This is a genomic window from Nonomuraea sp. NPDC003201, from assembly GCF_053590415.1.
In genome coordinates this window covers 1-21,221 of record NZ_JBSFTC010000205.1, presented here as the reverse complement: position 1 = coordinate 21,221, position 21,221 = coordinate 1, and the positions used below count along the sequence as shown (strand labels likewise).

Below are 21,221 nucleotides of genomic sequence, written 5' to 3'. Positions count from 1 at the left end.
GCACGCTGGCCAAGGGCGCGCAGACCAGGGCGTGGGCGCTGGCCAGGCGCTGCCCGGGCGTGTCGACCCCGGCGCTGGTGGAGCTGGCCACGCCCGAGCTGACGCCGCGCCAGCGGGAGATTCTCCAGCTCGCGGCCGCCGGGCTGACGAACCGGCAGATCGCCGACCGGCTCACGCTGTCCACGCGTACGGCCGCCAATCACCTTCAGGCGGCCTACGACAAGCTCGGCGTGAACGACCGCACCCAGGTGGGCCGCCTGCTGGCGGCGCTTTAGATCAGTTTCAGCAGGCCGTCGTACAGCGCCCGCCGCTCGTCCTCGGCCAGCGCCTGGTACGGCCGCGCGGCCCGCAGGTTGGTCTCCGCCTCGATCCGCGCGCGGGCGGGCCCGTCCCGCAGGCCGACGATCTCGGCCGCGGACAGGCCCTCCGCCTGCCAGGCCCGGGCGTGGGCGTCGGCGCGGTGGTAGCGGAGGACGGCGAGCCGGTTGAACAGGAGCAGGCCCGGCCCGCTCCCCTCGGGTTCGTAGGGAGGTGCGACGAGTTCGAGCGCGCCGCCCGGCAGCCGCTCGGCCCCGTCGAGCACCCTGCCGGTCAGGTGGACCAGCCGGGGCAGGTCCTGTCCTGCCCAGCTCCGGCCGGCGGCGGCGCCGTGCGCCTCGTACAGCGCCCGGATGAACGCCAGCCCCGAGGCCGTCGCCCTCAGAGCCCCGTCGTGGTCCTCGGCGAGGGTGCCCTCGCTCAGGTGCTCCCGGATCCCGGCCTCTCGCTCGGCCGCGTCGCGGTAGCGGTAGACGGCGCTCAGGCCGGTTCGGGTCAGCGGGCGCAGCGGGAGCACGAACCTGAGGTCGTACAGGAGTCCCGTGCTCACGCCGGCGGTCTCGGCCAGTGCGGTGATCGCTTTGCGAGCGGAGGCGTGCACGTTGACCTGGGCCGCGTCGATGACGGGCGCGATCGCCGCCGCATACTCAGATATTTCCCGAATTTCCGGCATTGTCCGCCATTATGCCCGCGTTCGTCGGGTTGCAGAATGATCGCATGACGGAGGCTATCCAGGTCGAGCCCATGCCGACCGCCGTGCGGGCCGCCAGGTTGATCATGATCCTCGACGTGGCCCTCGGCCTGTTGGGGATCGTCATCATGATCGACATCGGGGCCGTCATCTTCAGCCCTGCGTACGTCCTGCTGCTTCTGTATGCCGTCTTGACCACCGCGCTCATGGTCTGGCTGGTCTTCCGCTGGTCGTCGCGGAGGAAGGCGGTGCGCTGGGGCGCCGTCGCCCTCGAGGGAGTCCTCGGCGGCGGCAGTTTGATCTTCAGAGCGGCCGACGGCGACCTCACGTGGACCACACTGGCCGGGCTTCTCATCCCGCTGGCGGTGGTCGTCCTGCTGCTGAGCCCGGCGGCGGGCCGCTGGTTCGATCGCTGAGCCCGGTGTCGCGCGTTCCGGCGATCAGACGGGTGTGTTCGCTGATCGCCGGTGCACGGCACCACGATCCGGGTCTTAGCCCTTGCTCCAGATCGCCGCGATGGTGCTGCCCTCGGTGTCCAGGACCTCGGGACGGTAGCCCAGCGCCTTCAGCTCGGTGGCCTTGAGCGTGTAGGTCAGCTTGGACAGGTTCAGGTACTCCTTCAGGCCGGTCGCGCTGCCCTTGCTCCACACGGTGGTGTAGAGCTTGCCGGGCTCGACGGCCATGAGGACGGGACGCAGCCCCTCCTTGGTCTTGGCCAGGAGTTCCTTGCCGCGCTGCTCGACCGTCTGGCCGGTGGTCACCTGGACGGTGCCCGTCGCGGCCCCGGCGACCCAGACGGCCGCGTAGAGCGGCTTCTCGACCGTGCCGTAGACGTCCAGCGAGGCGACGCTGAAGCCGGCCGCCGAGAGCTGGGCGTTGGCGGACGCGAAGACGTCCTTGGTCATGCCGAGCTTGGACTGGACCTTCTCGGTCGTCTTCTCGAAGACCGCCGCGAAGATGGCGCTGGGGCCCGTGCCCGTGCCGGTGATCATGGACGGCACGAAGCCGCTCTTCGCCTGCTCGGCGATACGCGTCGGCAGGTCGGTCGCCGACAGGCCCTGCAGGACGCTCACCTTGCGGGTGGTGTCCTTGATCCAGACGGACGTGTACTGCGGGTTGGCGGCGTTGGTCACGCTCAACGCCTCGGGAACGTAGCCGGTGCCGAGCAGCTGCTTGACCTTCTTGAGCTGCTCGGTCGGGTTGAGGCTATCAAGGGAGAGCCAGTCCAGCAGCGGGAGGCTCTGGACGCTCTTGGTGGTCTCGGTGGACTGCTGGGCGCTCGCCGGGGTCGCGATGGCCAGCAGGGGAGCGACTGTCGCCGCCACAGCCGCAGTGATGGCGACGGTCCTCGGGGTCCTCATGATCCTCCTCGGGTAAAGGGTGTCCGTTTCTGGACAGTGAGTGACCATAACAAAGGATGAGCGAGAGTTCACCGGATGTGACCACATACGCCGCGATCTGCGTCAGAAAGCTGGGGGCCCAGGTGTCAGGATGACTGTCAACCCGGGACGGAAGGGATCGTTCCAACATCGTGGGGGTCCGGTACGGTGCCAGGCGTGAATGCGGGCATCATCGGGCAAGCCGCCGGCCTGTTCGCCGTGACCAATATCGACGACATCGTCATCCTGGCGCTCTTCTTCGCCCAGGGGGCCGGGCACCTGCGGATCGTCCTCGGGCAGTACCTCGGCTTCGCCGGGATCCTCGTGGTCGCCGTCGCGGCGGCCTTCGGGGCCACGTTCCTGCCCGAGCCCGCCGTCCCGTACCTCGGCCTGCTCCCCCTCGCCCTGGGCCTCAAGGCGGCCTGGCAGGTGTGGCGCGACCGCGCCGACGGCGACGACGACCCGCCCGCGCGGGGCGGCGGGCCGAAGGCGCTGGAGGTCGCCGCGGTCACCTTCGCCAACGGCGGCGACAACATCGGGGTCTACGTCCCCGTCTTCGCCACGTCCGGCACCTCGGGCATGACCGTGTACGTGGTCGTCTTCCTGATCCTGGTCGCCGTCTGGTGCCTGGCCGGGAGGTTCTTCGCCACCCGCCCGCTGATCGCCGGGGCGCTCAGCCGATGGGGGCACATCCTGCTGCCCCTCGTCCTGATCGGGCTCGGCGTGGTCATCCTCGTGCAGGGTGGCGCTTTCGGCCTCTGAAGTCCGCTGAAGTCCGCCGAGAGCTGAAGATCGCGTACCCTGGCAACCCCCGCGGCTACGCTCGCACCATGACAGCTGCCTGGGAGCCCACGGCGGCGGGAGTGCTGCGGCTGCCCTCGGGCCGGCTCGTCCGCGGCCGGGGGCTGCGCCGCCCGCTCCCCGAGGGGCCTCTCCCCACGTTCGCCCTCTACCTGCTGGGCCGCCGGCCTCCGGCCGTCGACTGGGAGCACCGGTGGGTGCGCTGGCCCGACTTCTGGCTGCCGTCCGACCGGGGCGCGGCGGCCGGCGCGTTCCGCGAGGCGTGGGCCCGCGCCGAGTCCGAGCGCGTCGAGGTCGCGTGCGGCGGCGGCCGGGGCCGCACCGGCACCGCCCTGGCCTGCCTGGCCGTGCTCGACGGGGTGCCCGGCGACCGGGCCGTCGCCTACGTGCGCGAGCACTACGACTCGCACGCCGTCGAGACCCCCTGGCAACGCCGCTACGTCGCGCTATTCGACGGTTCTTAGGATCTGCTCGATCGAGGTGGTGCGGGCGCGCAGTTCGGCCAGGTCGGCGGCCATCCGCTGCTGGGCGTCCATGGTGTTCTCGGCGAGCTGCTCGAACCGGCGCACGAGCTGCCGCAGGTCGTCCGCCTGATGGGCGTCGAGCTTGGCCTTGCGCATCTCGAACATCCCCACGGCGAAAAGGGCGATCAGGAAGCCGACCACGAGCAGCACCCCTAACGAGAAGATCGCCGCGGGCCAAGAATCGATCATCAGGAGTGCTCCTTGGGTCCTGGACCCTTCCCCAGGTCCGGCCTGGTGAGGGTCTTGGCCGCCTCGGCCAGCGCCGACGCGGTCAGGTGCAGGCTGAAGTCCGCGACCTCGTAGTACTTCATGGCCTTGCCGTCGTCGGACAGCTCCAGGGTGCCGACGATCAGCCCGGCCGCCTCGAGCCGTTGCAGATGCATGTGGAGGAGCGGGCGGCTCACCCCGATCTCGCGGGCCAGGTGGCTGACGTAGTCACGCCCCTCCGCCAGCACCGCCATGATGCGCAGCCGCAGCGGGTTGGCCAGCGCCGCGAAGATCTCGACCAGGTCGTCACCCGTCGGCCCCGGCACTGTCATGGCTTCCCGTCACGTGTAATAATTTCCTTACACGTGACCCTAGCACTCAGGTGGCGGTCCGGGAAAGCTCAGGGCTGGGGGTCCCCGCGCGTTCCTGCGGGGACGGCGACCGGGCGCCGAGGGCCAGTCCCAGGGCCAGGCAGACCAGCGGGATCGCCGGGATCACGTACCGCACGTCGAAGGCCGCCAGGAACGGCGGCGAGCAGACCAGCGCGAGCGCCGTGACCCCGGGCAGCAGCGCGTCCCACCGCCGCCGCACCAGCGCCGTCGCCAGCGCGCCGACCAGGGCCAGCATGAGCAGCGGGAACGGCACGTACCCGAATCGCTGGTACGCCCGCAGCCACCCCGCGAACGGCTCCACGACCCGGGTGGCGGCCGGCCCGGCCTCGTACGACTCGGCGATGCCGCGTACCGACTCGCTCAGCGGCCGCTCCGCGGAGGGGAACTTGTACGGCGTCTTCTCGTCAACGGCCGTGCGCTCCCAGCGCAGCAGCTGCGTGAGGTCGGTCGCGACCGCCGCGGCGTAATCGACGGGCTGGGCGAGGATGGCCGCCCTGGCGAACTCCCCGGCGAGCTGGTTGCGATTGGCCGTCCCCGGCACCTTGAGCAGGGGGGAGAAGCTCTCCCACAGCCAGTACGGCGGGTACGGGCGCTGCTCCACCGGCATGTTCGGGCAGAGCACGGCCAGCCGCTCCGGAGGCTTGATCACCGAGCAGTCGGCGAAGCTCATGGTCCTGGACCACAGGAAGTTCCCGTCCGCCTCGGTCAGCGCGAACTTCCCCTTCTCCACCTTCGCCCAGGTGGCGTACGCGCCCAGCGGGATCGCGCCCGCCACCAGCAGCGCGACGAGCGGGCGCCAGCCGTACCGCCGGATCAGCAGGTAGGCGGCCGTGAGGATCAGCAGCGGCAGGCCGACCGTCCTGGTGATCCCGGCCAGGCCGAGCAGCAGGCCGCCGACGGCCGCCGTGGTGGGGGTGACGCGCCAGACCACGAGCAGGATCGCGACCGTGACCAGCACGACGAAGACCGCGTCCGCCATGATCATGTGTTCGAGCAGCACCAGGAACTCGTCGTACAGCAGCGGGGTGACCAGCAGGGCGGCGCCCCAGCCCGGCAGGCCGCGCCGCCTCAGCAGCGCGTACACCGCCACGGCCAGCGCCAGCATCAGCAGGTGCTGCAGGACCGTCACCAGCGTGAGGCTGTGCGCGGGGCGCAGCAGCGCCAGCAGCAGCGAGTAGCCGGAGGGCCTGGTGGTGCCGGGGGTCAGCTCCTCGCGCAGGAAGGCGAACGAGTCGCCGTAGAAGAGGATCGACGGAGGGTATCCGAGCACGGCGAGCGCCCGCAGCGCGATCGCGGGCAGCAGGGCGATGACCAGGGCGCGATGTGCCAAGGTGGATCCGCTTCCTCGTGTGTCCGGGCCCCCACAATAGTGGGTGAACCGGGCATCAGCCTGGCCTGATAGGTCAGTTCTGCTCAGGCAGGGGATCGACGAGGATCGCCGGGTCCAGATTTCGCAGGATGCCGGGGCGGTCGGTGAGGATCGGCCACTGGGTGGCCCGCGCGCATAAGATCACGTGTCCCGCGGTGATGTCACTCGACCCGTCGAGGATCTCGGCGATGTCGGGCACCTTTCCCGCGGTGAGGTCGTCGACCTGGACTGCGGAGCTGCTGATCAGATCGAAGAGTTCGACTTTCGTGGCGAGCGGGACGATCGAATAGACGAGGGTGAGTGCGGTCGTGGGAATGCACAGCCCGCCGCCCCGATAAAGACACAGCGCCGCGATGCTGCGCGAATGATTCGTTTTGGCGACCGCGATGTCGACGAGCGCTCCCACGTCGAGAACGCGCCCAGGAAGCATGGTCAATCCTCTTGATTCCGATGCAGGCCGAGCCTGAGCATCATGTCGTCCGAAATCCGGTCCACCTTGAGGGCGTCGGCCGCTCTGTCGAGGTCGTCGCACTGCAGGTTCCAGCGTTGGATCAAGATGGTCGCGTGCGTCATGTTGCCCACTTCGCGCTCCACCGCGGCGCGAATCACTTCGGAAATCATACGGCCATCGGATCGCGCTTTTTGATGAACCGCATCAAGTGTCGCCTTGTCTAAATTTACGATGATTGATGCTGTTTCCCCGGATTGTGCCCTGGGTTCGGCGGAAAGGCGGGGAGCCGACATAGGCCAGGACGGTGCGGCGGGGGTGTCAGGGGCCTTGTCGTTGTCCGCGGAATTCCGCCGTGATGGAATGGGGATCGCCATGCGCACGACGGTAGTCCCATAACGCCGCCGCCGATAGTCACCCATCGAGATCGGGTGGTCACAAGGGCCTCCGGAGGAGTCACATGTACCGCGTCACGGCGAAAGACGGCACGTCCATCGCGTTCGACCGGCTGGGCGTCGGCCCCGCGATCGTCCTGGTCGGCGGCGCCGCGGTTGACCGCTCGGCCAACGCGCAGCTCGCGCACGAGCTGGCGGAGCGGTTCACCGTCTACAACTACGACCGGCGCGGCCGGGGCGAGAGCGAGGACACCCTCCCGTACGAGGTCGACCGCGAGATCGAGGACATCGCCGCGCTCATCGCCGAGGCGGGCGGGGCGGCGCACCTGTTCGGGATCTCGTCGGGCGGCGCGCTCGCGCTCGAAGCCGCCGCCACGGGGCTGCCGATCGCGAGACTGGCCGTGTACGAGGTGCCCTACGACGTGGCGCCGGACGGGCCGCGGCGCTCGCGGGAGTACACCGACCGGCTCCGCGCGCTGCTGGCCGAGGGCCGCCGCGGCGAGGCGTTCGCGCTGTTCATGGTGACGGCGGGCGCCACCGAGGAGATGGTGGAGCAGGCCCGCGAGTCGCCGATGTGGCCGGGCCTGGAAGCCATCGCGCCCACGCTCGCGTACGACGCCGCCTGCCTGGGCGACGGCCACCCGCCCGCCGACCGCCTGCCCGGCATCGCCTGCCCCACGCTGGTGGCCACGGGCGGGGCCGCCGCCGACTCGTTCGTGGGCGGCGGCGGCGACTTCTTCGCCCGGGCCGCCGACGCGATCGCGGAGCTCGTCCCGGGGGCCGTGCGCGAGACCATCGAGGGTCAGGCGCACATGGTGGACCCGAAGGCGCTGGCCCCGGTGCTCACCCGCTTCCTCGGACAGTAGACCCAGCACTACTGCCTGGCCCGCCAACCTGCGGATACCGTCAGAAAGTGCTCAACCGGACCGCGCTGGAGGCGCTCACGCAGCGGCCGCTGCCTTTCCTGGGCTCCGCGTGGCCCTGGCGGTGCGCGGCGTACCTGCTGGCCAGCGCCGTCCCCGGCGTGGCCGTCGGGGCCGCGGTGTTCGCCACGATCCCGCTCGGCGTAGTCGCGGCCCCGGTCGTGCTGGCGCTGTGCCTGCCGCTCGTGGCGTGGTTCGAGCGGCGCAGGCTGCGGCTGGTGGACGGCGTGCCGCTGCCCGAGGTGCCCGGCGGGCGCGGGCGGGAGGCCGGGCTGGCTGTCATCACGGTGCTCGCGCTGTGGTGGATCGATCTGATCATGCTGGGGTTCACGGTGGGCGGGCCGGTGGTGCTGATGCTCTCGCCGGTCGTGCAGCCCGAGGCGGAGCCCGGGGTCGCCGCCGTGGGCTCCGTGGCGGGTGTGCTGCTGCTGCCCGTCGCCGCGTACACGATCACCGCCTGGGGCGGCGCCCGAGGGGCGATGGTACGCGCGGTGCTCGCGCCGCAGGGCTCCGAGCTGAACGAGGTGCTGCGGTCACGGGCGCGGCTGGTGGACGCGTTCGAGACGGAGCGCCGCAGGATCGAGCGGGACCTGCACGACGGCGCCCAGCAGCGGCTGGTCTCCCTGTCGATGGCGCTCGGCATGGCCCGGCTGGACCTGCCGGACGACTCGCCCGCGGGGCGGATGGTCGGGCAGGCCCACGAGGAGGCCAAGCGGGCGCTCGCCGAGCTGCGCGAGCTGATCAGGGGCGTGCACTCGCAGGTGCTCACCGACCGCGGGCTGGGCGCGGCGGTCCGCGACGTGGCCGGGCGCTCGCCCGTGCCCGTGGACGTGGACGTGGAGCTGGCCGGCCGGCTGCCCGCGCCCGTGGAGGTGACCGCGTACTACGTGGTCAGCGAGGCCCTCGCGAACCTGGCCAAGCACAGCCGGGCCACCAGGGGCGCCGTCACCGGGCGGGTCGATGGCGGCACGCTGGTCGTGGAGGTGCGCGACGACGGCGTGGGCGGAGCCGACCCGGCCAGGGGCACGGGGCTGACCGGGCTGGCCGACCGGCTGGCCGTGGTGGACGGGAGGCTGTCCCTGTCGAGCCCGATCGGCGGTCCGACCCTGATGAGAGCGGAGATACCGTGCGCGTAGTGATCGCCGAGGACGCCGTCCTGCTGCGGGAGGGCCTGGTCGGGCTGCTCGAACGCTTCGGCCACACCGTGGCCGCCGCCGTCGGCGACGCGCCCGCCCTGCTCGCCGCCGTCGCCGAGCACCGCCCCGACGCCGTGGTGACCGACGTGCGCATGCCGCCCGGCTTCGCCGACGAGGGGCTGCGAGCGGCGCTGGAGCTGCGCGAGCGGCATCCGGACCTGGCCGTCCTGGTGCTCAGCCAGTACGTCGAGCAGACCTACGCCGCCGAGCTGCTGGAGCCGGGCGTCGGCGCCGGGACCGGCTACCTGCTGAAGGACCGCATCGGCGACGTACGCGAGTTCGTCGACGCGCTCGACCGGGTGGCCGCCGGGGGCACGGTCGTGGACCCGGAGGTGGTCCGCCAGCTGCTCAGGCGGCGCCGCGACCCGCTGGCCCGGCTCACCCCGCGCGAGCAGGAGGTGCTCGGCCTGATCGCCGAGGGGCGGGCGAACGCGTCGATCGCCAAGGAGCTGTTCGTCACCGAGGCGGCGGTGGCCAAGCACATCGCGAACATCTTCGCCAAGCTCGACCTCCCGCCCGCCGCGGACGGGCACAGAAGGGTGCTTGCGGTGCTCGAATACCTCAAATGACGCGGCTTGAAAGTAGGGTGCGTTGGCATGAACGAGCAATGGCAGGAGGTCGGCGACCGTGTCTATGTCCGGCGCCACAAGTCGTACGACATGAACGTGGGTCTGGTCGTGGGCGACGGGCACTGCCTGGTCCTCGACACGCGCGCCTCGCACAGGGAGGCCGGTGACCTGGTCGAGGCGGTCAGGAGGATCACCGCCAGCCCGTGGACGGTCGTCAACAGCCATTCCCACTTCGACCACTACTTCGGCAACGCGATCTTCCGCCCCGCCGAGATCTGGGGCCACGTCAGGTGCGCCGAGGAGATCGAGCAGTACGGCGAGGAGCAGCGCGCCGTAATGATCAAGGGGCGGCCCGAGCAGCGTGAGGAGTTCGAGGAGATCACGATCGTGCCGCCGGACCACACGTTCACGAGCGCGGCCAGCCTCGACATCGGCGGACGGATCGTGCATCTGCAGCATTTCGGGCTCGGGCACAGCAGCAACGACGTGGTCGTGCACGTGCCGGACGCGGGCGTGGTGTTCGCGGGCGACCTGGTGGAGGAGGGGGCGCCGCCGGCGTTCAGCGACTCGTACCCGCTCGACTGGCCGCTCACCACGGCGGCGATGCTGGACGAGCTGCCCGACCAGGTGATCGTGCCGGGGCACGGCGCGGTCGTGGACCGGGCGTACGCGCAGGCGCAGCAGGCCGAGCTGGCCCTCGTGGCCGAGCTGGCCAGGCGGGCCCACGTGGAGGGCCTGCGTGACCTGATCAAGCTCTTCCCCTATCCGGAGGACGTGGCCAGGCAGGCGATCGAGCGGACCTTCCTGCAGCTGGATGTCTGAGTTATATTGCAAAGTGCAATATGGAGGGAGGCATCATGGCGCAACGCCACAGCTTGGTCGGCCTGACCGTGCTGGCCCTGCTCACCGTGCGCCCGAGCCACCCGTACGAGCTGCACCGGTTCATCATCGACACGCACAAGGACTACATCACCGGCCTGCCGCGCAGCCTCTACCACGCGGTGGAGCGGCTGGCCAAGGACGAGCTGATCGTCCCCTCGAAGACCGACCGCGAGGGCCGCAGGCCGGAGCGCACGGTCTACGAGATCACCGACGAGGGCCGCAAGGAGCTGGTCACCCGGCTGCGGCAGCTCCTGGAGAAACCCGATCCCGACCGGCGCGCCTTCGTCGCGGCCGTCTCGCTCATCGGCTGCCTGCCGCTCGCCGAGGCGCAGCGGGCGCTGCGCGGGCGCGCGGCCACGATCGAGGGCGTCCTCGCCGGGATGGAGGCCCACCTGCGAGCCATGGCCGACAGCGGCCTGCCCGCGATCCTCATGCTGGAGGTGGAGTGCGAGCAGGCGCTCTACACGGCCGAGCTCGGCTGGATCAGGGGGCTGCTCGACCGGCTCGACAAGGGAGAGCTCGACTGGGAGACCCCGGTCGAGATGTGAAAAGGGCCGAGATGTGAGAAAGGCCGCCGAGGTGCGCCAACACCCCGGCGGCCGGAAATCCGAACAAGGCGCCTGCCCTGCCCGAACTCGCATTCACAGGATAGGCGCCGCGACACAGGGAGCAGTGCCATGTCCACAGAGATCGTTCGGCTGCTCGCGCGGATCGCGGAGACCTGGAACTCCGGGGACGCCGAGGGTTACGCCGGGCTCTTCACCGAGGACGCCGACTACATCACGTTCTTCGGCCGGCACCTGGAGGGCCGGCAGGCCATCGAGGAGGCCCACCGCGAGCTGTTCAAGCTGGACATCAAGCTCGAAGGGGGCGGCGGCGAGCCGCTGATCAAGCCGCTCACCGACGACGTCGCGCTGGTGATCACGGGCGGCGGCTCGTCCGTGAACGGCGGTGCCGACCCGGGCCGCCGGTCCGTCATCACGCTGACCGCGCTCCGCACGGCCGAGGGCTGGCGCTTCGCCTCCTTCCAGAACACGCGGGTGAGCGCGCCGTGAGCAGGCGGCTCATCGTCGAGGTCACCGGAGTGATCGAGGCTCCGGTCGAGCGGGTGTGGCCGGAGATCGTACGGGCCATACCGAGGACGGAGCTGGGCGAGCACGTCCTGGCCTACCAGGGCGGCTGGTGGTACCGCGGCGAGTGGTCGGTCACCCCCGACCACGGGGGCACGCGCCTGGTCCACCGCGTGTACGACGTGGCCGGCCACCACTGGGCCGTCGCCCTGGCCAACCGGCTGTTCATCGGGTTCCGCGAACGCACGCGCCGGTCGTTCGCCGAGGGCCTGGCCCACATCGGAACCCGGTTGGGCTGCGCCACCAGGCTCGCCTAGGCTGCCGGTCATGGAATGGGGACCGCTGACGGGAGACGACGCCGAGGCTCTGGCCGAGCTCTGGGCCGCAATGGAGGCCGAGGACAGGACCGGCGAGATCCACGACGTCGACGAAGCGGCGGAGCAGGTCTCCAGCCACCTCATCGATCTGGACACGGGCACGCTCGCGGCCAGGGACGGCGACCGGATCGTGGCCTTCGGCTACCTCCCCGTCAGGCAGACCGCCGACGACCTGCACATGATGCGCCTTTCGGGCGGCGTGCACCCCGCCTACCGCGGGCAGGGGCTCGGCAGGCGCATCATGGACTGGAGCATCCGGACGGCGCCGGGGGTGAGCGAGCGGGCTCACCCCGACGTCCCTCTGGAGCTCCACGTCGACGTCCCCGACGGCCGGTCCGACCTCGCCGCGCTGGTGGAGGGGGCCGGACTCACGGCCGTACGGTGGTTCGCCCGCATGGAGCGGAGCCTGTCGGGCGACCTGCCCGCGGTGCGGCCGCCGGAGGGTGTCTCCATCGTCGCCTGGTCGCCCGAACTCGACGAAGGCGCCCGCCTCGTGCGCAACGAGTCGTTCCTCGACCATTGGGGCAGCGTGCGGCACACGTCCGAGAGCTGGCGCGCCATGATGACCGGCTCCAGGAACTTCCGCCCCGAGTCGTCGTTCGTGGCCCTGGCCGGTGGCCGCGCGGTCGGGGTGCTGATCACGCACTTCTTCGAGGCCGCCGCCGCCCGGCGCGGCGAGCGCCAGGCGTGGATCCAGATCATCGGCACGCTGCGGGAGTGGCGCGGCAAGGGCGTGGCGAGCACGCTGATCGGGCACGCCCTTGCCGCGTTCGGAGATCAGGGCTACGAGAGTGCCGGGCTCGGGGTGGACGCCGACAACCCCACGGGGGCCGTGAACGTGTACGCCCGCGCCGGTTTCGAGATCACCAAGCGCAGCACCACCTACGCGTTGCCGATCAAGCCAGCCTGATCTTCCCCTTCGAGACCTTGATCTTCTTGCCGGCGAGCGGCTTCTTGGCGGGGCCGTTCACCACCGCGCCCGTCGAGGCGCTGAACTTGCTGCCGTGGCACGGGCAGTTGATCGTGCCACGGCTGACGCTCGCCACGGTGCAGCCCTGGTGGGTGCACTTGGCGCTGAAGCACTTGTAGACGCCCTTCCTCGGCTGGGTGATCACGTACCTGCCCTGGACGATCTTCCCGCCCCCTACCGGGATGCTCTTGGTGGTGGCGAGGACGGGCTTGGCCGCCTCCGCTTCCGCCTCTGCCGGGCGCGGCCACAGGAACACGACTCCTGCGCCCGCGGCGCTGCCTCTGGTGATCAATGCGCGGCGTGTGAGCATTGTTGCCTCCTTCAACCACTCACACGTTTGCAGATCTTCAGTGGTTCAGGGGAAATTTGGCGATAAATCCGGAATCTGCGTACACGAGCGTGCCGCCGTGCAGGTGCGCGATGTCCCGCGCGATCGGCAGCCCCAGCCCCGCGCCGCCCGCGTCCCTGGCGCGTGCCTCGTCCAGCCTGGTGAACCGGGCGAACACCGCCTCCCGCTGCTCCGGCGGGATCCCGGGCCCGTCGTCCCGCACCTCCAGCACGGCCTGGTCCTCCTCGGCGCGTACAAGCACCCGAACGGTGGAGGCGGCGTGCCGGACGGCGTTGTCGGCCAGGTTCGTCATCAGGCGGTCGAGGTGGGCGCGGGAGCCCTTCATGACCACGTCCGGCTCGATGTCCAGCTCCAGGCGCACCTCGGGCCGCCGCCTGGCGCGTACCGACTCCTCGGCGGCCACCTGGCCGAGGTCCAGCTCGGCCGCGCGCAGCGGCTCACCCGCGTCCAGCTTGGCCAGGATGAGCAGGTCGGCGGCCAGGGACTGCAGGCGTTCGACGTCGGCCAGCGCCTCCCTGGTCAGCTCGCTGGGCTCGGCCAGCTCCAGGCGGGCGCGCAGGGTCGCGATGGGGCTGCGCAGCTCGTGCGCCGCGTCCGCGACGAACCGCTTGTGCGTGTCCACGGCCGTCTCCAGGCGGTCGAGGGTGCCGTTCACGGTGGTGGCCAGGGAGGCGATCTCGTCCTTGGAGCCGGGTACGGGCACGCGCTGGTGCAGGTCGCGGGCCGTGATGTCGGCGACCTTGGCCCGGATGGCGGCCACCGGGGCCAGCGCGCGGCCCACCGAGAGCCACGTCATCCCGGCCACCACGAGCAGCACGGCGGGCACGCCGGGCAGCAGCGCGCCGTAGAGCGTCTGCAGCGCCTTCTCGGCGCCCTCCAGGGGGACGCGCGACCAGAGCATGGCGGGGCCGCCCACGGTGGCCACCTCGACGCCGGCGACGGCGTACTTCTGCGGGGCCGCCCACTCGGTGGTGGAGGTGCTCTTGTCGTCGGTCAGCAGGACGTCGGGGTCGGCGATCGCGGCCGTCGTGCCGTCGCGCAGCTGGACCGTGCCGCTCTTCCCGACGATCGCGAGCGGCTCGCCCCGCTTGGTCACGTCTTTGGTGATGGCGATCGAGCTCTTGCCGAGAGTGTCCGCGGGCGCCGTGACGCCGGGTGAGAGCGGGGTGGCGCGTACGAAGTCCAGCGTCTCCGCGTACGGCGCCGCCGCCACGGCCTTCCTGGTGGCCTCGGCGCCGGCGTTGTTCTCCAGCGTGCCGCGCAGCACCGCCACCAGCGCCAGCGCGGCCAGGCCCAGGGCGAGGGCCACCACCAGGGTCGCGGCGGCGGTCGCCCGCAGCCGTACGGACGAGAGCGCGGCCGACGCCTTGCGCAGTGGGCTCATGCCGCCTCCAGCCGGTAGCCCGCGCCGCGGACCGTCATGAGCGTCGTCCGCCCGAAAGGCGTGTCGATCTTGCGGCGCAGGGCGCTGATGTAGACCTCGACGATGTTCGGGTCGCCGTCGTAGGAGAAGTCCCAGGCCTGGGCCAGCAGCTCACCCTTGGACACGACCTCGCCGGACCGGCGGGCCAGCGCGTGCAGCACCGCGAACTCCTTGGGCGTCAACCCGATCTCCACCTCGCCCCTGCGGCACTTCAGCCCCGCCGGGTCGATCACCAGGTCGCCCACGGTGATCGACACGGGCCGCTCCCGCCCGCCCCGCCGCACCAGCGCCCGTAACCTGGCCAGCAGCACCACGTACGAGAACGGCTTGGCCAGGTAGTCGTCGGCCCCGTTGTCGAGCGCCTCGGCCTCGTCGTAGATGCCGTCCTTGGCCGTGAGCATCATGATCGGCGTCCAGTCGCCCGCCTCGCGCAGCTTGGCGCAGACGGCGTAGCCGTTCATCCTGGGCAGCATCACGTCCAGGACGATCACGTCGTACGCGTTCTCGGTGGCCATCCACAGGCCGTCACGCCCGTCGTGGGCCACGTCCACGGCGAAGCCCTCGCCCGCCAGGCCGCCCTTCACCAGGTCGGCCAGCCGCTCCTCGTCCTCCACCAGTAGCACTCGCACACCGACCAGGGTGCCTCAGGCCACCTAAAGCCAACCTGAAGATCATTTAGGGCTTCTTCAGGATCACTTCAGGTACGCCGGGCCAGTCTCGGAGATGTTCGACCGATCTCAGTGAGGAGAACCCATGTTCAAGCGTCGTCTCGCGCTGCTCGGCGCGGTCGCCGTACTCGCCATCGGCGGCCTGACCGGCTCCGCCATGGCCGACGAGACCCCGGGCACCGCCGGCGCGAAGGTGACCTGCAAGACGGCCGACGGCAAGACCGTCGAGGTGGCCGAATTCGCGCGAGCTGTCCCGGCCGACAAGATCGTCGGACCTGACGGCAAGGTGCGCGAGTTCAAGCCCAGCGACACGGTGAAGGTCGACGCCCTGCCCGACGGCGAGGCGCCGCCGCTGGATGGGGCCCGGGCCGGGACCGTCACGCAGGAGGGCGAGGGGCTGGCGGTGACGAAGGCCGTGCCCGTCCCGGAGGACGGCGAGATGCTGGAGGTGACCAAGACCGTGCCCCTCCCGGAGGACGGCAAGCTGCCCGACAGCGTGCAGGCCATGCCCGCCCAGCCCGCTCAGCCGGCGAAGCCCGGCGAGAAGCTGGACGCGCCGTCGGTCGGTATCAAGGCGGTAAAGATCATCTGCGAGAAGACCGACTAGGTCATTCGGGGAATGACGGGTGCGGTCCGAGCGCCCAGTACTCGTAGAGGCCGTGGCCGACGAGCCCGTCGTACTCGAAGCGCCCGACGGCGTCCACCATGCCCCACATCCTGGCGGCGTCGTCGGGCAGCCGGTACGTCACGCCCTGAACGACCGGCCCTTCGCCCTGGTACATGCCGTGCTTCCAGTCCGGCTCCAGGCCGTACCCGGTGCCGACCATGAGGTGCACCGGCAGGATCGGGGTGCAGCGCACGTCGAACGGCTTGCCGCCGGGAGGCGAGAAGGTGATCGTGGCCTCCACGACGTCGCGGGTGCCGGGGGCGTAGACCGGGCGGTAGTCCGGTCTGCCGAGGTATTCCTCCTCGCGGCCGTCGGACCACACGCGTACGGCCTCCTCCAGCATCCGGCGGCCGCGCTCGTCCTCCTGGATGATGCAGAGGATGGCGTGGTCGTCGAACTGCATGGGCGTGTAGAGCCAGTAGAACGTGCCCGCGTTCTTGGTCTGGATGCCGGGCGGCTCGGGCTCGCCGACCGGTCTGATGCCCCAGGAGCGGTCCCTGGTGCCCTGCCAGCGGTCGGGCGTGACCGGTATGTCCTCCTCGCCGATCCTGATATTTCCGGACCAGCGCCCCGTCTGCGCCAGGCGTACCGAGTCGAACATGACCCGCTCCTGCCACCGCAGGAAGTGCCGCGGCTCCAGCGTCGCCGGGATCGTGCCCTCCCAGAGCAGGTCGAAGGACAGGCCATGCTCGTTCGGCTCCAGGACCACCCTGAGCCGCTTGAGCCCTTCGAGCACCTCGACGCGGAAGGGGCCGATCTCGGTGTTCATCCGGTCGGTACCCAGCTCGCGGGAGGCCCGTACGACGCGGTGCAGATCTCCGTGGCGTACGCAGGCGAAGGCGTCGGTGACGCCCAGGTTGGGGTACTGGCCGAGGCCGACGATCAGCATGAGCTCGTCGGTGCCGGGGTGGCAGTTGAAGTAGTAGCGGTCGTAGAAGTTGCGGTCGGAGGTGGCGACGTGCCGCATGACCTGGGCGGCCTGGTGGACGGGGTAGTCGTCTAAAGGAGACAGCGCCATGCCGGGTTTGTAGCAAGCGCTTGGTGGTTCGTCAACGGGGGTCCGGAAACGGGAAGCGCGCCCCCGGGATCAACCGAGGACGCGCTTCCCTTCCGGCAGCACCGGATCAGGACATCTTGCGGGATGCCTCATCTGCCTTGTCGGACACACGGCCCGCCATCCGGTCCGCAGACTCGGCGGTCCTGTCGGCCTTCTCACTGGCCCAACGTGACGCATCGGAGGCGGAGTCCTTCATGTGCTCGGTCCACTGCTGGGCGTTGCGGCGGTAGAACATGTAACCGATCGCCCCCACCGTGAGGCCGGTCAGCAGAACGAGCGTCGGCCATCGCCGCGACCGCGTGGGCGTGGGGTCGATCTTCCTGGCCGCCGTGATCAGCATGGAGCTGACCCTCGGAGCGACCTGATCCTCGAACCCGTGCGCCGCGGAGTGAATCCGTGGCGCCGCCCAGTAGCGGGCGTCCTCGAGGCGCTGGGCGGCGGCCATCTTGGCCTGGTCCGCCACGGGCGCCATCAGGTGGCCGGTTCGCACGGCCCGGGCCTTCATTCGGCCCGTCCACGTGGCGGGTACCTCTATGACCACGCGGCGTCTTTTCATTGTCAGGGACACGACAACCTCCCCTGTCGTTGGGGCCCCGAGCCTGACCTTCCCTGGACAAGGCGGCTCAATCATGGCGAGCCGTGGGAGGATGGCTCTGGAGGCCTTACGGCCATAGTCCTCAAACCATCACAGAACTAACCCTGTACATAGAGGGGGCGGCTGTCTCGTGGCTGAGAAGCTGATCGCAAACCTGCAGACCAATCGTGGAAATATCAAGGTGGAGCTCTTCCCCAACAGAGCCCCGAAAACGGTGCGCAACTTCGTCGAGCTCGCAGAAGGCTCGCGAGAGTGGACGCACCCGGGCACCGGGGAGAAGAGCACCGCGCGCTACTACGACGGGACGATCTTCCACCGGGTGATCTCCGGATTCATGATCCAGGGCGGCGACCCGCTCGGCCAGGGCACCGGCGGCCCGGGCTACGAGTTCGACGACGAGATCCACCCGGAGCTGTACTTTAACCGCCCGTACCTGCTGGCCATGGCCAACGCGGGCGTCCGCTTCGGCAAGGGGACCAACGGGTCCCAGTTCTTCATCACGGTCGTGCCTACGCCGCACCTGAACGGCAGGCACACGATCTTCGGTGAGGTGATCGAGGGCCAGGACGTCGTGGACGCCATCGCCAAGACCCAGACCGACCGCCGGGACCGCCCGGCGGAGGACGTCGTCATCGAGTCCGTCACCATCGACCGCGTCCCCGCCTGACCCACCACCCACCCCCGCCCCACCCACAAGGCCGTGGGGCGGCCCCACCCATGCCCCCACCGGCCACTCCTCAGGCCGGCCGGGGCTATATCCCGCCGGGCGCTTATCCGCCCGGCCCGGGGTCACATCCCCACCGGGCGCTTCATCGGTCCGGCTTGGGGCTACATCCCCACCGGGTGCTCATCGGTCCGGCTTGGGGTCGTATCCCCCTTCGGACGTATCTCGGGAGCCTCGGGGCCGTGTCCCCATCGGGCGGTTATCGGGCGTCTCGGGGTCGCATCCCCACATCGGGTTGTCGGCGCACTGGCCGCCGCACGATGGCGCCGGGCTCCAACGCACTCCACCTCGCCGACGCGGCGCAGTGAGAGTGGGCGTGGCGTCTCGATGGTGCGGCGGTGTGGTTGTCGCCGTGCGGTGGCGCCTGGCTCCGCCGTCCGCCGCCCGGCAGCCGCTGGCCGCGTTCCGCTGGTCGGCGGCGGGGTTCGGGGTTAGGGGTGAGGGGTGGGGACACGCGGGTACGGCGTACAAGCCATAGGCTTTCGGTCATGACCAGCCAGCCGCCCAGCCCGCCCCCGCAGCCCGAGCAGCCCGCTGAGGCAGTGCCCACGTGCTACCGGCACCCCGAGAAGGAGACCTGGGTCCGGTGTCAGCGGTGCGAGCGCCCCATCTGCCCCGACTGCATGCGCGACGCCGCCGTGGGCTTCCAGTGCCCTGAGTGCGTGGCCGAGGGCAACAAGGGCATCCGCCAGGCGAAGTCCACCTTCGGCGGCAGCGTCGTACGCACGCCGATCGTGACGTACACGATCCTGGCGCTCACCGTCCTGGTCTTCGGCGCCCAATACCTCACCGGCAACGCAGTCGGCCAGGCACTGGAGATGTGGCCGCCGGCAGTCGCGGAGGGTCAGTATTACCGTCTGATCACCGTCGCCTTCGTGCACAGCACCGACAGCTTTCTCCACATCCTGTTCAACGGCTGGGCGATCTTCGTGATCGGCCCATATCTCGAACGGGCCTTCGGGCATCTCCGTTTCGCGGCCGTCTACTTGCTCAGCGCGCTGGGTGGTTCGGTGCTCGGCCTCTGGCTCGACCCGCTGCCCACGGCCACGGTCGGCGCCTCGGGAGCCGTCTTCGGGATGTTCGGCGCCATGTTCGTCGTGGGCCGCAAGCTGAAGCTGGACGTGCGAGGCATCACCTTGGTGATCGGGCTCAACCTGGTCATCACCTTCGTCATGCCTGCGATCTCCGGTCTCCGCATCAGCTGGACCGGCCACGTCGGCGGCCTGATCGTCGGGACGTTGCTCGCGGCGGCGCTGGCCTACGCTCCCAAGAACAGCAGGACCCTGTGGCAGGTGCTGGCGATCGTGGGAGCGCTGGCCGTGCTGGCCGTGCTCGTGATGGTCAGGGTGTCGGCCATCATGAGCGCGGTGTGACTTCCCCAGGCTGTGGAAAAGGCTGTGGAAAGAACTAACGCCAGCGGGTGGAAAGCACCACCCCGAAGATGATGAAAACAAACCCGATCAGCAGGTTCCAGTTCTGGAGGTCGCTGAGGAAGGGCGCGCGTGGTGCGACGTAGTAGATCGCGATCCACAGGATGCCGATGATCCACGCCGCGACCATCGTGGGTGCCAGCCAGCGGGGGCTGACCTTGACCTGCTGCGATCTCTGCGGCGGGGTGTAGACCGCCTTCTTGCGAGCCTTGGGCTTGGGCACTGGTAACTCCTGCTGAGGGCCTGGGCTTCCGGATCGTCCACAGGCTCTTCGGTAAGCCTAATTGAAGTGTGGTCAAGGATAGCCGCCACGCGCGGGACATGGCGATCCCCGGTTGCGGCTTCTGACCCGAATACGCTGATCGCATGCGGGCCACGCTGCGGGCCGTGGGAGAGACGAGCATCACCGCGGGCCTGATCATGATGCTGTTCTGCGCGTACCTGCTCTGGGGCACCGGCGCGTACACCCAGAGCCAGCAGCGGCTGCTCCAGCGCCAGTTGGCGACGCGGAAGGCGGTCAAGCCCGAGCCGGGCAAGCCGATGGCGCTGCTGCGCATCCCCAAGCTGGGCCGCGACTACGAGTACGCCGTGGTCGAGGGGGTGGACACCGAGAACCTGAAGAAGGGCCCGGGACATTACCCGGACAGCGCCATGCCGGGTCAGGTCGGCAACTTCGTGGTGTCGGGGCACCGCACCACGTACGCGGCCCCGTTCAACGAGATCGACGAGCTCGAACGCGACGACGAGATCGTCGTGGAGGCCGGCGGCACCACGTACACGTACCGGGTGACCTCTCAGGACATCGTGACGCCCGACGAGGTCGAGGTGTTCGCCCCCGTGCCCGGCAAGCCCGACATCCGCCCTATCCGGGCCTTCATCACGCTGTCCACCTGCCATCCCGAATACTCGGCCGCCGAGCGCCTGATCGTCTACGGGGTGCTCAAGGACGCGTCCGAGGACGAGGAGTGACATGTACGCCTGGCTCTGGCGCAACCTGCCCGGCACCACCCGGACCAAGCTGCTGACGGCCGCCGTGATGGTCGCCGCCGCGGGGGTCGTACTCTGGTATGTCGTGTTTCCGCTACTCGAGCCCATGGTGACGCTCGACGAGGTGAGCGTGAGGAAATGAGCCGCGTGCTGGTCGTGGACAACCACGACAGCTTCGTCCACACCATCGTGCAGTACCTTCGCGGGCTGGGCGCCGACTGCGACGTACGGCCGCGCGACGACGTACGCGTGAGCGACGCCGACGGCTTCGACGGCGTCCTCATCAGCCCGGGCCCGGGCACCCCCGAGGCGGCCGGCGTGAGCGTGCCCCTGGTCCACCACGCGGCCGAGAGCCGCCGCCCGCTGCTCGGCGTCTGCCTCGGCCACCAGGCCATCGCCGTCGCGTACGGCGCCACCGTGTCCCGCGCGCCCGAGCTCGTCCACGGCATGACCAGCCCCGTCACCCACGACGGCAAGGGCGTGTTCGAGACGCTGCCCTCGCCCGTGCGGATGACCCGCTACCACTCGCTCGCCGTGCTGCCCGAGACCGTCCCCGACGTGCTCGACGTGACCGCCCGCACCGGCGACGGCGTCATCATGGGCCTGCGCCACCGTGAGGCGCCCATCGAGGGCATCCAGTTCCACCCCGAGTCCGTGCTGTCGGAGCACGGCCACCGGCTGCTCCAGAATTGGCTGCGAGGAATCTTGTAACAAATGTCCCCCGGCGAGCGACTACCAAGTGAACGTCCCCGCCGTTGCCCCCGAGCGGCGGGGGCGTTCTTGTGTCAGCGACGACATGAAGAAGGGCCG

The 21,221-nt window shown here is 70.2% G+C and carries 31 protein-coding genes; 18 read left to right on the top strand and 13 right to left on the bottom strand.

Translation table 11 applies throughout. The features are described from left to right. Positions 1-275 (top strand): response regulator transcription factor (locus tag ACWDX9_RS43225; protein WP_449965334.1); only part of this gene is annotated, 275 nt, incomplete at its 5' end. Here ACWDX9_RS43225 and ACWDX9_RS43220 read toward each other — a convergent pair. Then, positions 272-991 (bottom strand): hypothetical protein, encoded by a 720-nt coding sequence (locus tag ACWDX9_RS43220; protein WP_449965331.1) that lies wholly within the window; start codon positions 989-991, stop codon positions 272-274. The genes ACWDX9_RS43225 and ACWDX9_RS43220 overlap by 4 nt on opposite strands. A 44-nt stretch (positions 992-1,035) precedes the next feature. On the opposite strand from ACWDX9_RS43220, the gene ACWDX9_RS43215 reads away from it, so the two are divergent. Then, positions 1,036-1,425, top strand: a complete 390-nt coding sequence (locus tag ACWDX9_RS43215; RefSeq protein WP_449965328.1) for a hypothetical protein — start codon at positions 1,036-1,038, stop codon at positions 1,423-1,425. A gap of 75 nt (positions 1,426-1,500) precedes the next feature. Here ACWDX9_RS43215 and ACWDX9_RS43210 read toward each other — a convergent pair whose 3' ends face one another. Then, positions 1,501-2,334: a hypothetical protein gene (locus ACWDX9_RS43210; protein WP_449965325.1), complete on the bottom strand. Its 834-nt coding sequence runs from the start codon at positions 2,332-2,334 to the stop codon at positions 1,501-1,503. A 231-nt stretch (positions 2,335-2,565) separates the two neighbouring features. Between ACWDX9_RS43210 and ACWDX9_RS43205 the strand changes: the two genes are divergently transcribed. Together ACWDX9_RS43205 and ACWDX9_RS43200 are read left to right on the top strand one after the other, a co-directional pair. Beyond that, positions 2,566-3,150, top strand: a complete 585-nt coding sequence (locus tag ACWDX9_RS43205; RefSeq protein ID WP_449965322.1) for a cadmium resistance transporter — start codon at positions 2,566-2,568, stop codon at positions 3,148-3,150. A 68-nt stretch (positions 3,151-3,218) separates the two neighbouring features. Next, a complete protein-coding gene (locus ACWDX9_RS43200; protein WP_449965319.1) occupies positions 3,219-3,653 on the top strand; it encodes a phosphatase domain-containing protein in 435 nt (144 codons plus the stop codon). Here the strand turns inward: ACWDX9_RS43200 and ACWDX9_RS43195 are convergent. The 5 genes from ACWDX9_RS43195 to ACWDX9_RS43175 form a co-directional block, all read right to left on the bottom strand. Next, positions 3,636-3,902, bottom strand: a complete 267-nt coding sequence (locus ACWDX9_RS43195) for a hypothetical protein (protein ID WP_350732337.1) — start codon at positions 3,900-3,902, stop codon at positions 3,636-3,638. The genes ACWDX9_RS43200 and ACWDX9_RS43195 overlap by 18 nt on opposite strands. Beyond that, positions 3,902-4,252, bottom strand: a complete 351-nt coding sequence (locus ACWDX9_RS43190) for an ArsR/SmtB family transcription factor (protein ID WP_449965317.1) — start codon at positions 4,250-4,252, stop codon at positions 3,902-3,904. Before ACWDX9_RS43190 ends, ACWDX9_RS43195 begins: the two co-directional genes overlap by 1 nt. 46 nt (positions 4,253-4,298) lie before the next feature. Further along, positions 4,299-5,642: a hypothetical protein gene (locus tag ACWDX9_RS43185; protein ID WP_449965316.1), complete on the bottom strand. Its 1,344-nt coding sequence runs from the start codon at positions 5,640-5,642 to the stop codon at positions 4,299-4,301. Between the two features lie 73 nt (positions 5,643-5,715). Then, positions 5,716-6,111 (bottom strand): hypothetical protein, encoded by a 396-nt coding sequence (locus ACWDX9_RS43180; RefSeq protein WP_350732342.1) that lies wholly within the window; start codon positions 6,109-6,111, stop codon positions 5,716-5,718. A gap of 2 nt (positions 6,112-6,113) precedes the next feature. Then, complete coding sequence (locus ACWDX9_RS43175) at positions 6,114-6,506, bottom strand: hypothetical protein (RefSeq protein ID WP_449965313.1); 393 nt, start codon at positions 6,504-6,506, stop codon at positions 6,114-6,116. Between the two features lie 83 nt (positions 6,507-6,589). Here ACWDX9_RS43175 and ACWDX9_RS43170 point away from each other — a divergent pair, with 83 nt between their 5' ends. The 8 genes from ACWDX9_RS43170 (at position 6,590) to ACWDX9_RS43135 (ending at position 12,451) form a co-directional block, all read left to right on the top strand. Beyond that, entirely contained in the window at positions 6,590-7,390 is an 801-nt protein-coding gene (locus ACWDX9_RS43170) for an alpha/beta fold hydrolase (RefSeq protein WP_449965311.1), read from the top strand. Positions 7,391-7,437: 47 nt separating this feature from the next. Beyond that, on the top strand, positions 7,438-8,583 hold the full coding sequence (locus ACWDX9_RS43165; RefSeq protein ID WP_449965308.1) for a histidine kinase: 1,146 nt from the start codon (positions 7,438-7,440) through the stop codon (positions 8,581-8,583). Further along, positions 8,574-9,212 (top strand): response regulator, encoded by a 639-nt coding sequence (locus ACWDX9_RS43160; protein WP_449965306.1) that lies wholly within the window; start codon positions 8,574-8,576, stop codon positions 9,210-9,212. The genes ACWDX9_RS43165 and ACWDX9_RS43160 overlap by 10 nt, the downstream gene beginning before the upstream one ends. Positions 9,213-9,239: 27 nt before the next feature. After that, positions 9,240-10,034 (top strand): MBL fold metallo-hydrolase, encoded by a 795-nt coding sequence (locus tag ACWDX9_RS43155; protein WP_449965303.1) that lies wholly within the window; start codon positions 9,240-9,242, stop codon positions 10,032-10,034. Between the two features lie 35 nt (positions 10,035-10,069). Then, entirely contained in the window at positions 10,070-10,642 is a 573-nt protein-coding gene (locus ACWDX9_RS43150; RefSeq protein WP_449965300.1) for a PadR family transcriptional regulator, read from the top strand. A gap of 129 nt (positions 10,643-10,771) precedes the next feature. Next, positions 10,772-11,149 carry an SgcJ/EcaC family oxidoreductase gene (locus ACWDX9_RS43145; RefSeq protein WP_449965297.1) on the top strand — a complete coding sequence of 126 codons (378 nt, stop codon included), beginning with the start codon at positions 10,772-10,774 and terminating at the stop codon, positions 11,147-11,149. Next, positions 11,146-11,481 (top strand): hypothetical protein, encoded by a 336-nt coding sequence (locus ACWDX9_RS43140; protein WP_449965294.1) that lies wholly within the window; start codon positions 11,146-11,148, stop codon positions 11,479-11,481. Before ACWDX9_RS43145 ends, ACWDX9_RS43140 begins: the two co-directional genes overlap by 4 nt. A 10-nt stretch (positions 11,482-11,491) precedes the next feature. Beyond that, positions 11,492-12,451, top strand: a complete 960-nt coding sequence (locus ACWDX9_RS43135; protein ID WP_449965291.1) for a GNAT family N-acetyltransferase — start codon at positions 11,492-11,494, stop codon at positions 12,449-12,451. Here the strand turns inward: ACWDX9_RS43135 and ACWDX9_RS43130 are convergent. Genes ACWDX9_RS43130 through ACWDX9_RS43120 form a run of 3 tightly spaced genes read right to left on the bottom strand, consistent with a single transcriptional unit; the run spans position 12,438 to position 14,912 of the window. Next, entirely contained in the window at positions 12,438-12,821 is a 384-nt protein-coding gene (locus ACWDX9_RS43130) for a Rieske (2Fe-2S) protein (RefSeq protein ID WP_449965288.1), read from the bottom strand. The genes ACWDX9_RS43135 and ACWDX9_RS43130 overlap by 14 nt on opposite strands. 37 nt (positions 12,822-12,858) lie before the next feature. Further along, the gene (locus ACWDX9_RS43125) at positions 12,859-14,244 is read right to left on the bottom strand and encodes an ATP-binding protein (RefSeq protein ID WP_449965285.1); all 1,386 of its coding nucleotides are present in this window, start codon (positions 14,242-14,244) and stop codon (positions 12,859-12,861) included. Then, on the bottom strand, positions 14,241-14,912 hold the full coding sequence (locus ACWDX9_RS43120; protein ID WP_449965282.1) for a response regulator transcription factor: 672 nt from the start codon (positions 14,910-14,912) through the stop codon (positions 14,241-14,243). Before ACWDX9_RS43120 ends, ACWDX9_RS43125 begins: the two co-directional genes overlap by 4 nt. Before the next feature lie 124 nt (positions 14,913-15,036). Here ACWDX9_RS43120 and ACWDX9_RS43115 point away from each other — a divergent pair, with 124 nt between their 5' ends. After that, the gene (locus tag ACWDX9_RS43115; RefSeq protein WP_449965281.1) at positions 15,037-15,558 is read left to right on the top strand and encodes a hypothetical protein; all 522 of its coding nucleotides are present in this window, start codon (positions 15,037-15,039) and stop codon (positions 15,556-15,558) included. Between the two features lies 1 nt (position 15,559). Here ACWDX9_RS43115 and ACWDX9_RS43110 read toward each other — a convergent pair whose 3' ends face one another. Both ACWDX9_RS43110 and ACWDX9_RS43105 read right to left on the bottom strand, forming a co-directional pair. After that, complete coding sequence (locus ACWDX9_RS43110; protein ID WP_449965279.1) at positions 15,560-16,636, bottom strand: hypothetical protein; 1,077 nt, start codon at positions 16,634-16,636, stop codon at positions 15,560-15,562. Positions 16,637-16,742: 106 nt separating this feature from the next. Continuing rightward, positions 16,743-17,165, bottom strand: a complete 423-nt coding sequence (locus ACWDX9_RS43105) for a YtxH domain-containing protein (RefSeq protein ID WP_449965276.1) — start codon at positions 17,163-17,165, stop codon at positions 16,743-16,745. A 235-nt stretch (positions 17,166-17,400) separates the two neighbouring features. Here ACWDX9_RS43105 and ACWDX9_RS43100 point away from each other — a divergent pair, with 235 nt between their 5' ends. Together ACWDX9_RS43100 and ACWDX9_RS43095 are read left to right on the top strand one after the other, a co-directional pair. Continuing rightward, on the top strand, positions 17,401-17,937 hold the full coding sequence (locus tag ACWDX9_RS43100) for a peptidylprolyl isomerase (protein ID WP_355203192.1): 537 nt from the start codon (positions 17,401-17,403) through the stop codon (positions 17,935-17,937). 545 nt (positions 17,938-18,482) lie between these two features. Next, the gene (locus ACWDX9_RS43095; protein WP_449965273.1) at positions 18,483-19,367 is read left to right on the top strand and encodes a rhomboid family intramembrane serine protease; all 885 of its coding nucleotides are present in this window, start codon (positions 18,483-18,485) and stop codon (positions 19,365-19,367) included. 34 nt (positions 19,368-19,401) lie between these two features. On the opposite strand, the gene ACWDX9_RS43090 is transcribed toward ACWDX9_RS43095, so the two are convergent. After that, positions 19,402-19,647, bottom strand: a complete 246-nt coding sequence (locus ACWDX9_RS43090; RefSeq protein WP_350732371.1) for a cell division protein CrgA — start codon at positions 19,645-19,647, stop codon at positions 19,402-19,404. Between the two features lie 143 nt (positions 19,648-19,790). Here ACWDX9_RS43090 and ACWDX9_RS43085 point away from each other — a divergent pair, with 143 nt between their 5' ends. From ACWDX9_RS43085 to ACWDX9_RS43075, 3 genes are read left to right on the top strand one after another with little or no spacing between them, the layout of a single operon-like run. Continuing rightward, positions 19,791-20,393, top strand: a complete 603-nt coding sequence (locus tag ACWDX9_RS43085; RefSeq protein ID WP_449965270.1) for a class E sortase — start codon at positions 19,791-19,793, stop codon at positions 20,391-20,393. A 1-nt stretch (position 20,394) separates the two neighbouring features. After that, positions 20,395-20,553, top strand: a complete 159-nt coding sequence (locus tag ACWDX9_RS43080; RefSeq protein WP_449965267.1) for a hypothetical protein — start codon at positions 20,395-20,397, stop codon at positions 20,551-20,553. Then, the gene (locus ACWDX9_RS43075; protein ID WP_355203182.1) at positions 20,550-21,122 is read left to right on the top strand and encodes an anthranilate synthase component II; all 573 of its coding nucleotides are present in this window, start codon (positions 20,550-20,552) and stop codon (positions 21,120-21,122) included. The genes ACWDX9_RS43080 and ACWDX9_RS43075 overlap by 4 nt, the downstream gene beginning before the upstream one ends. Positions 21,123-21,221 lie beyond the last annotated feature (99 nt).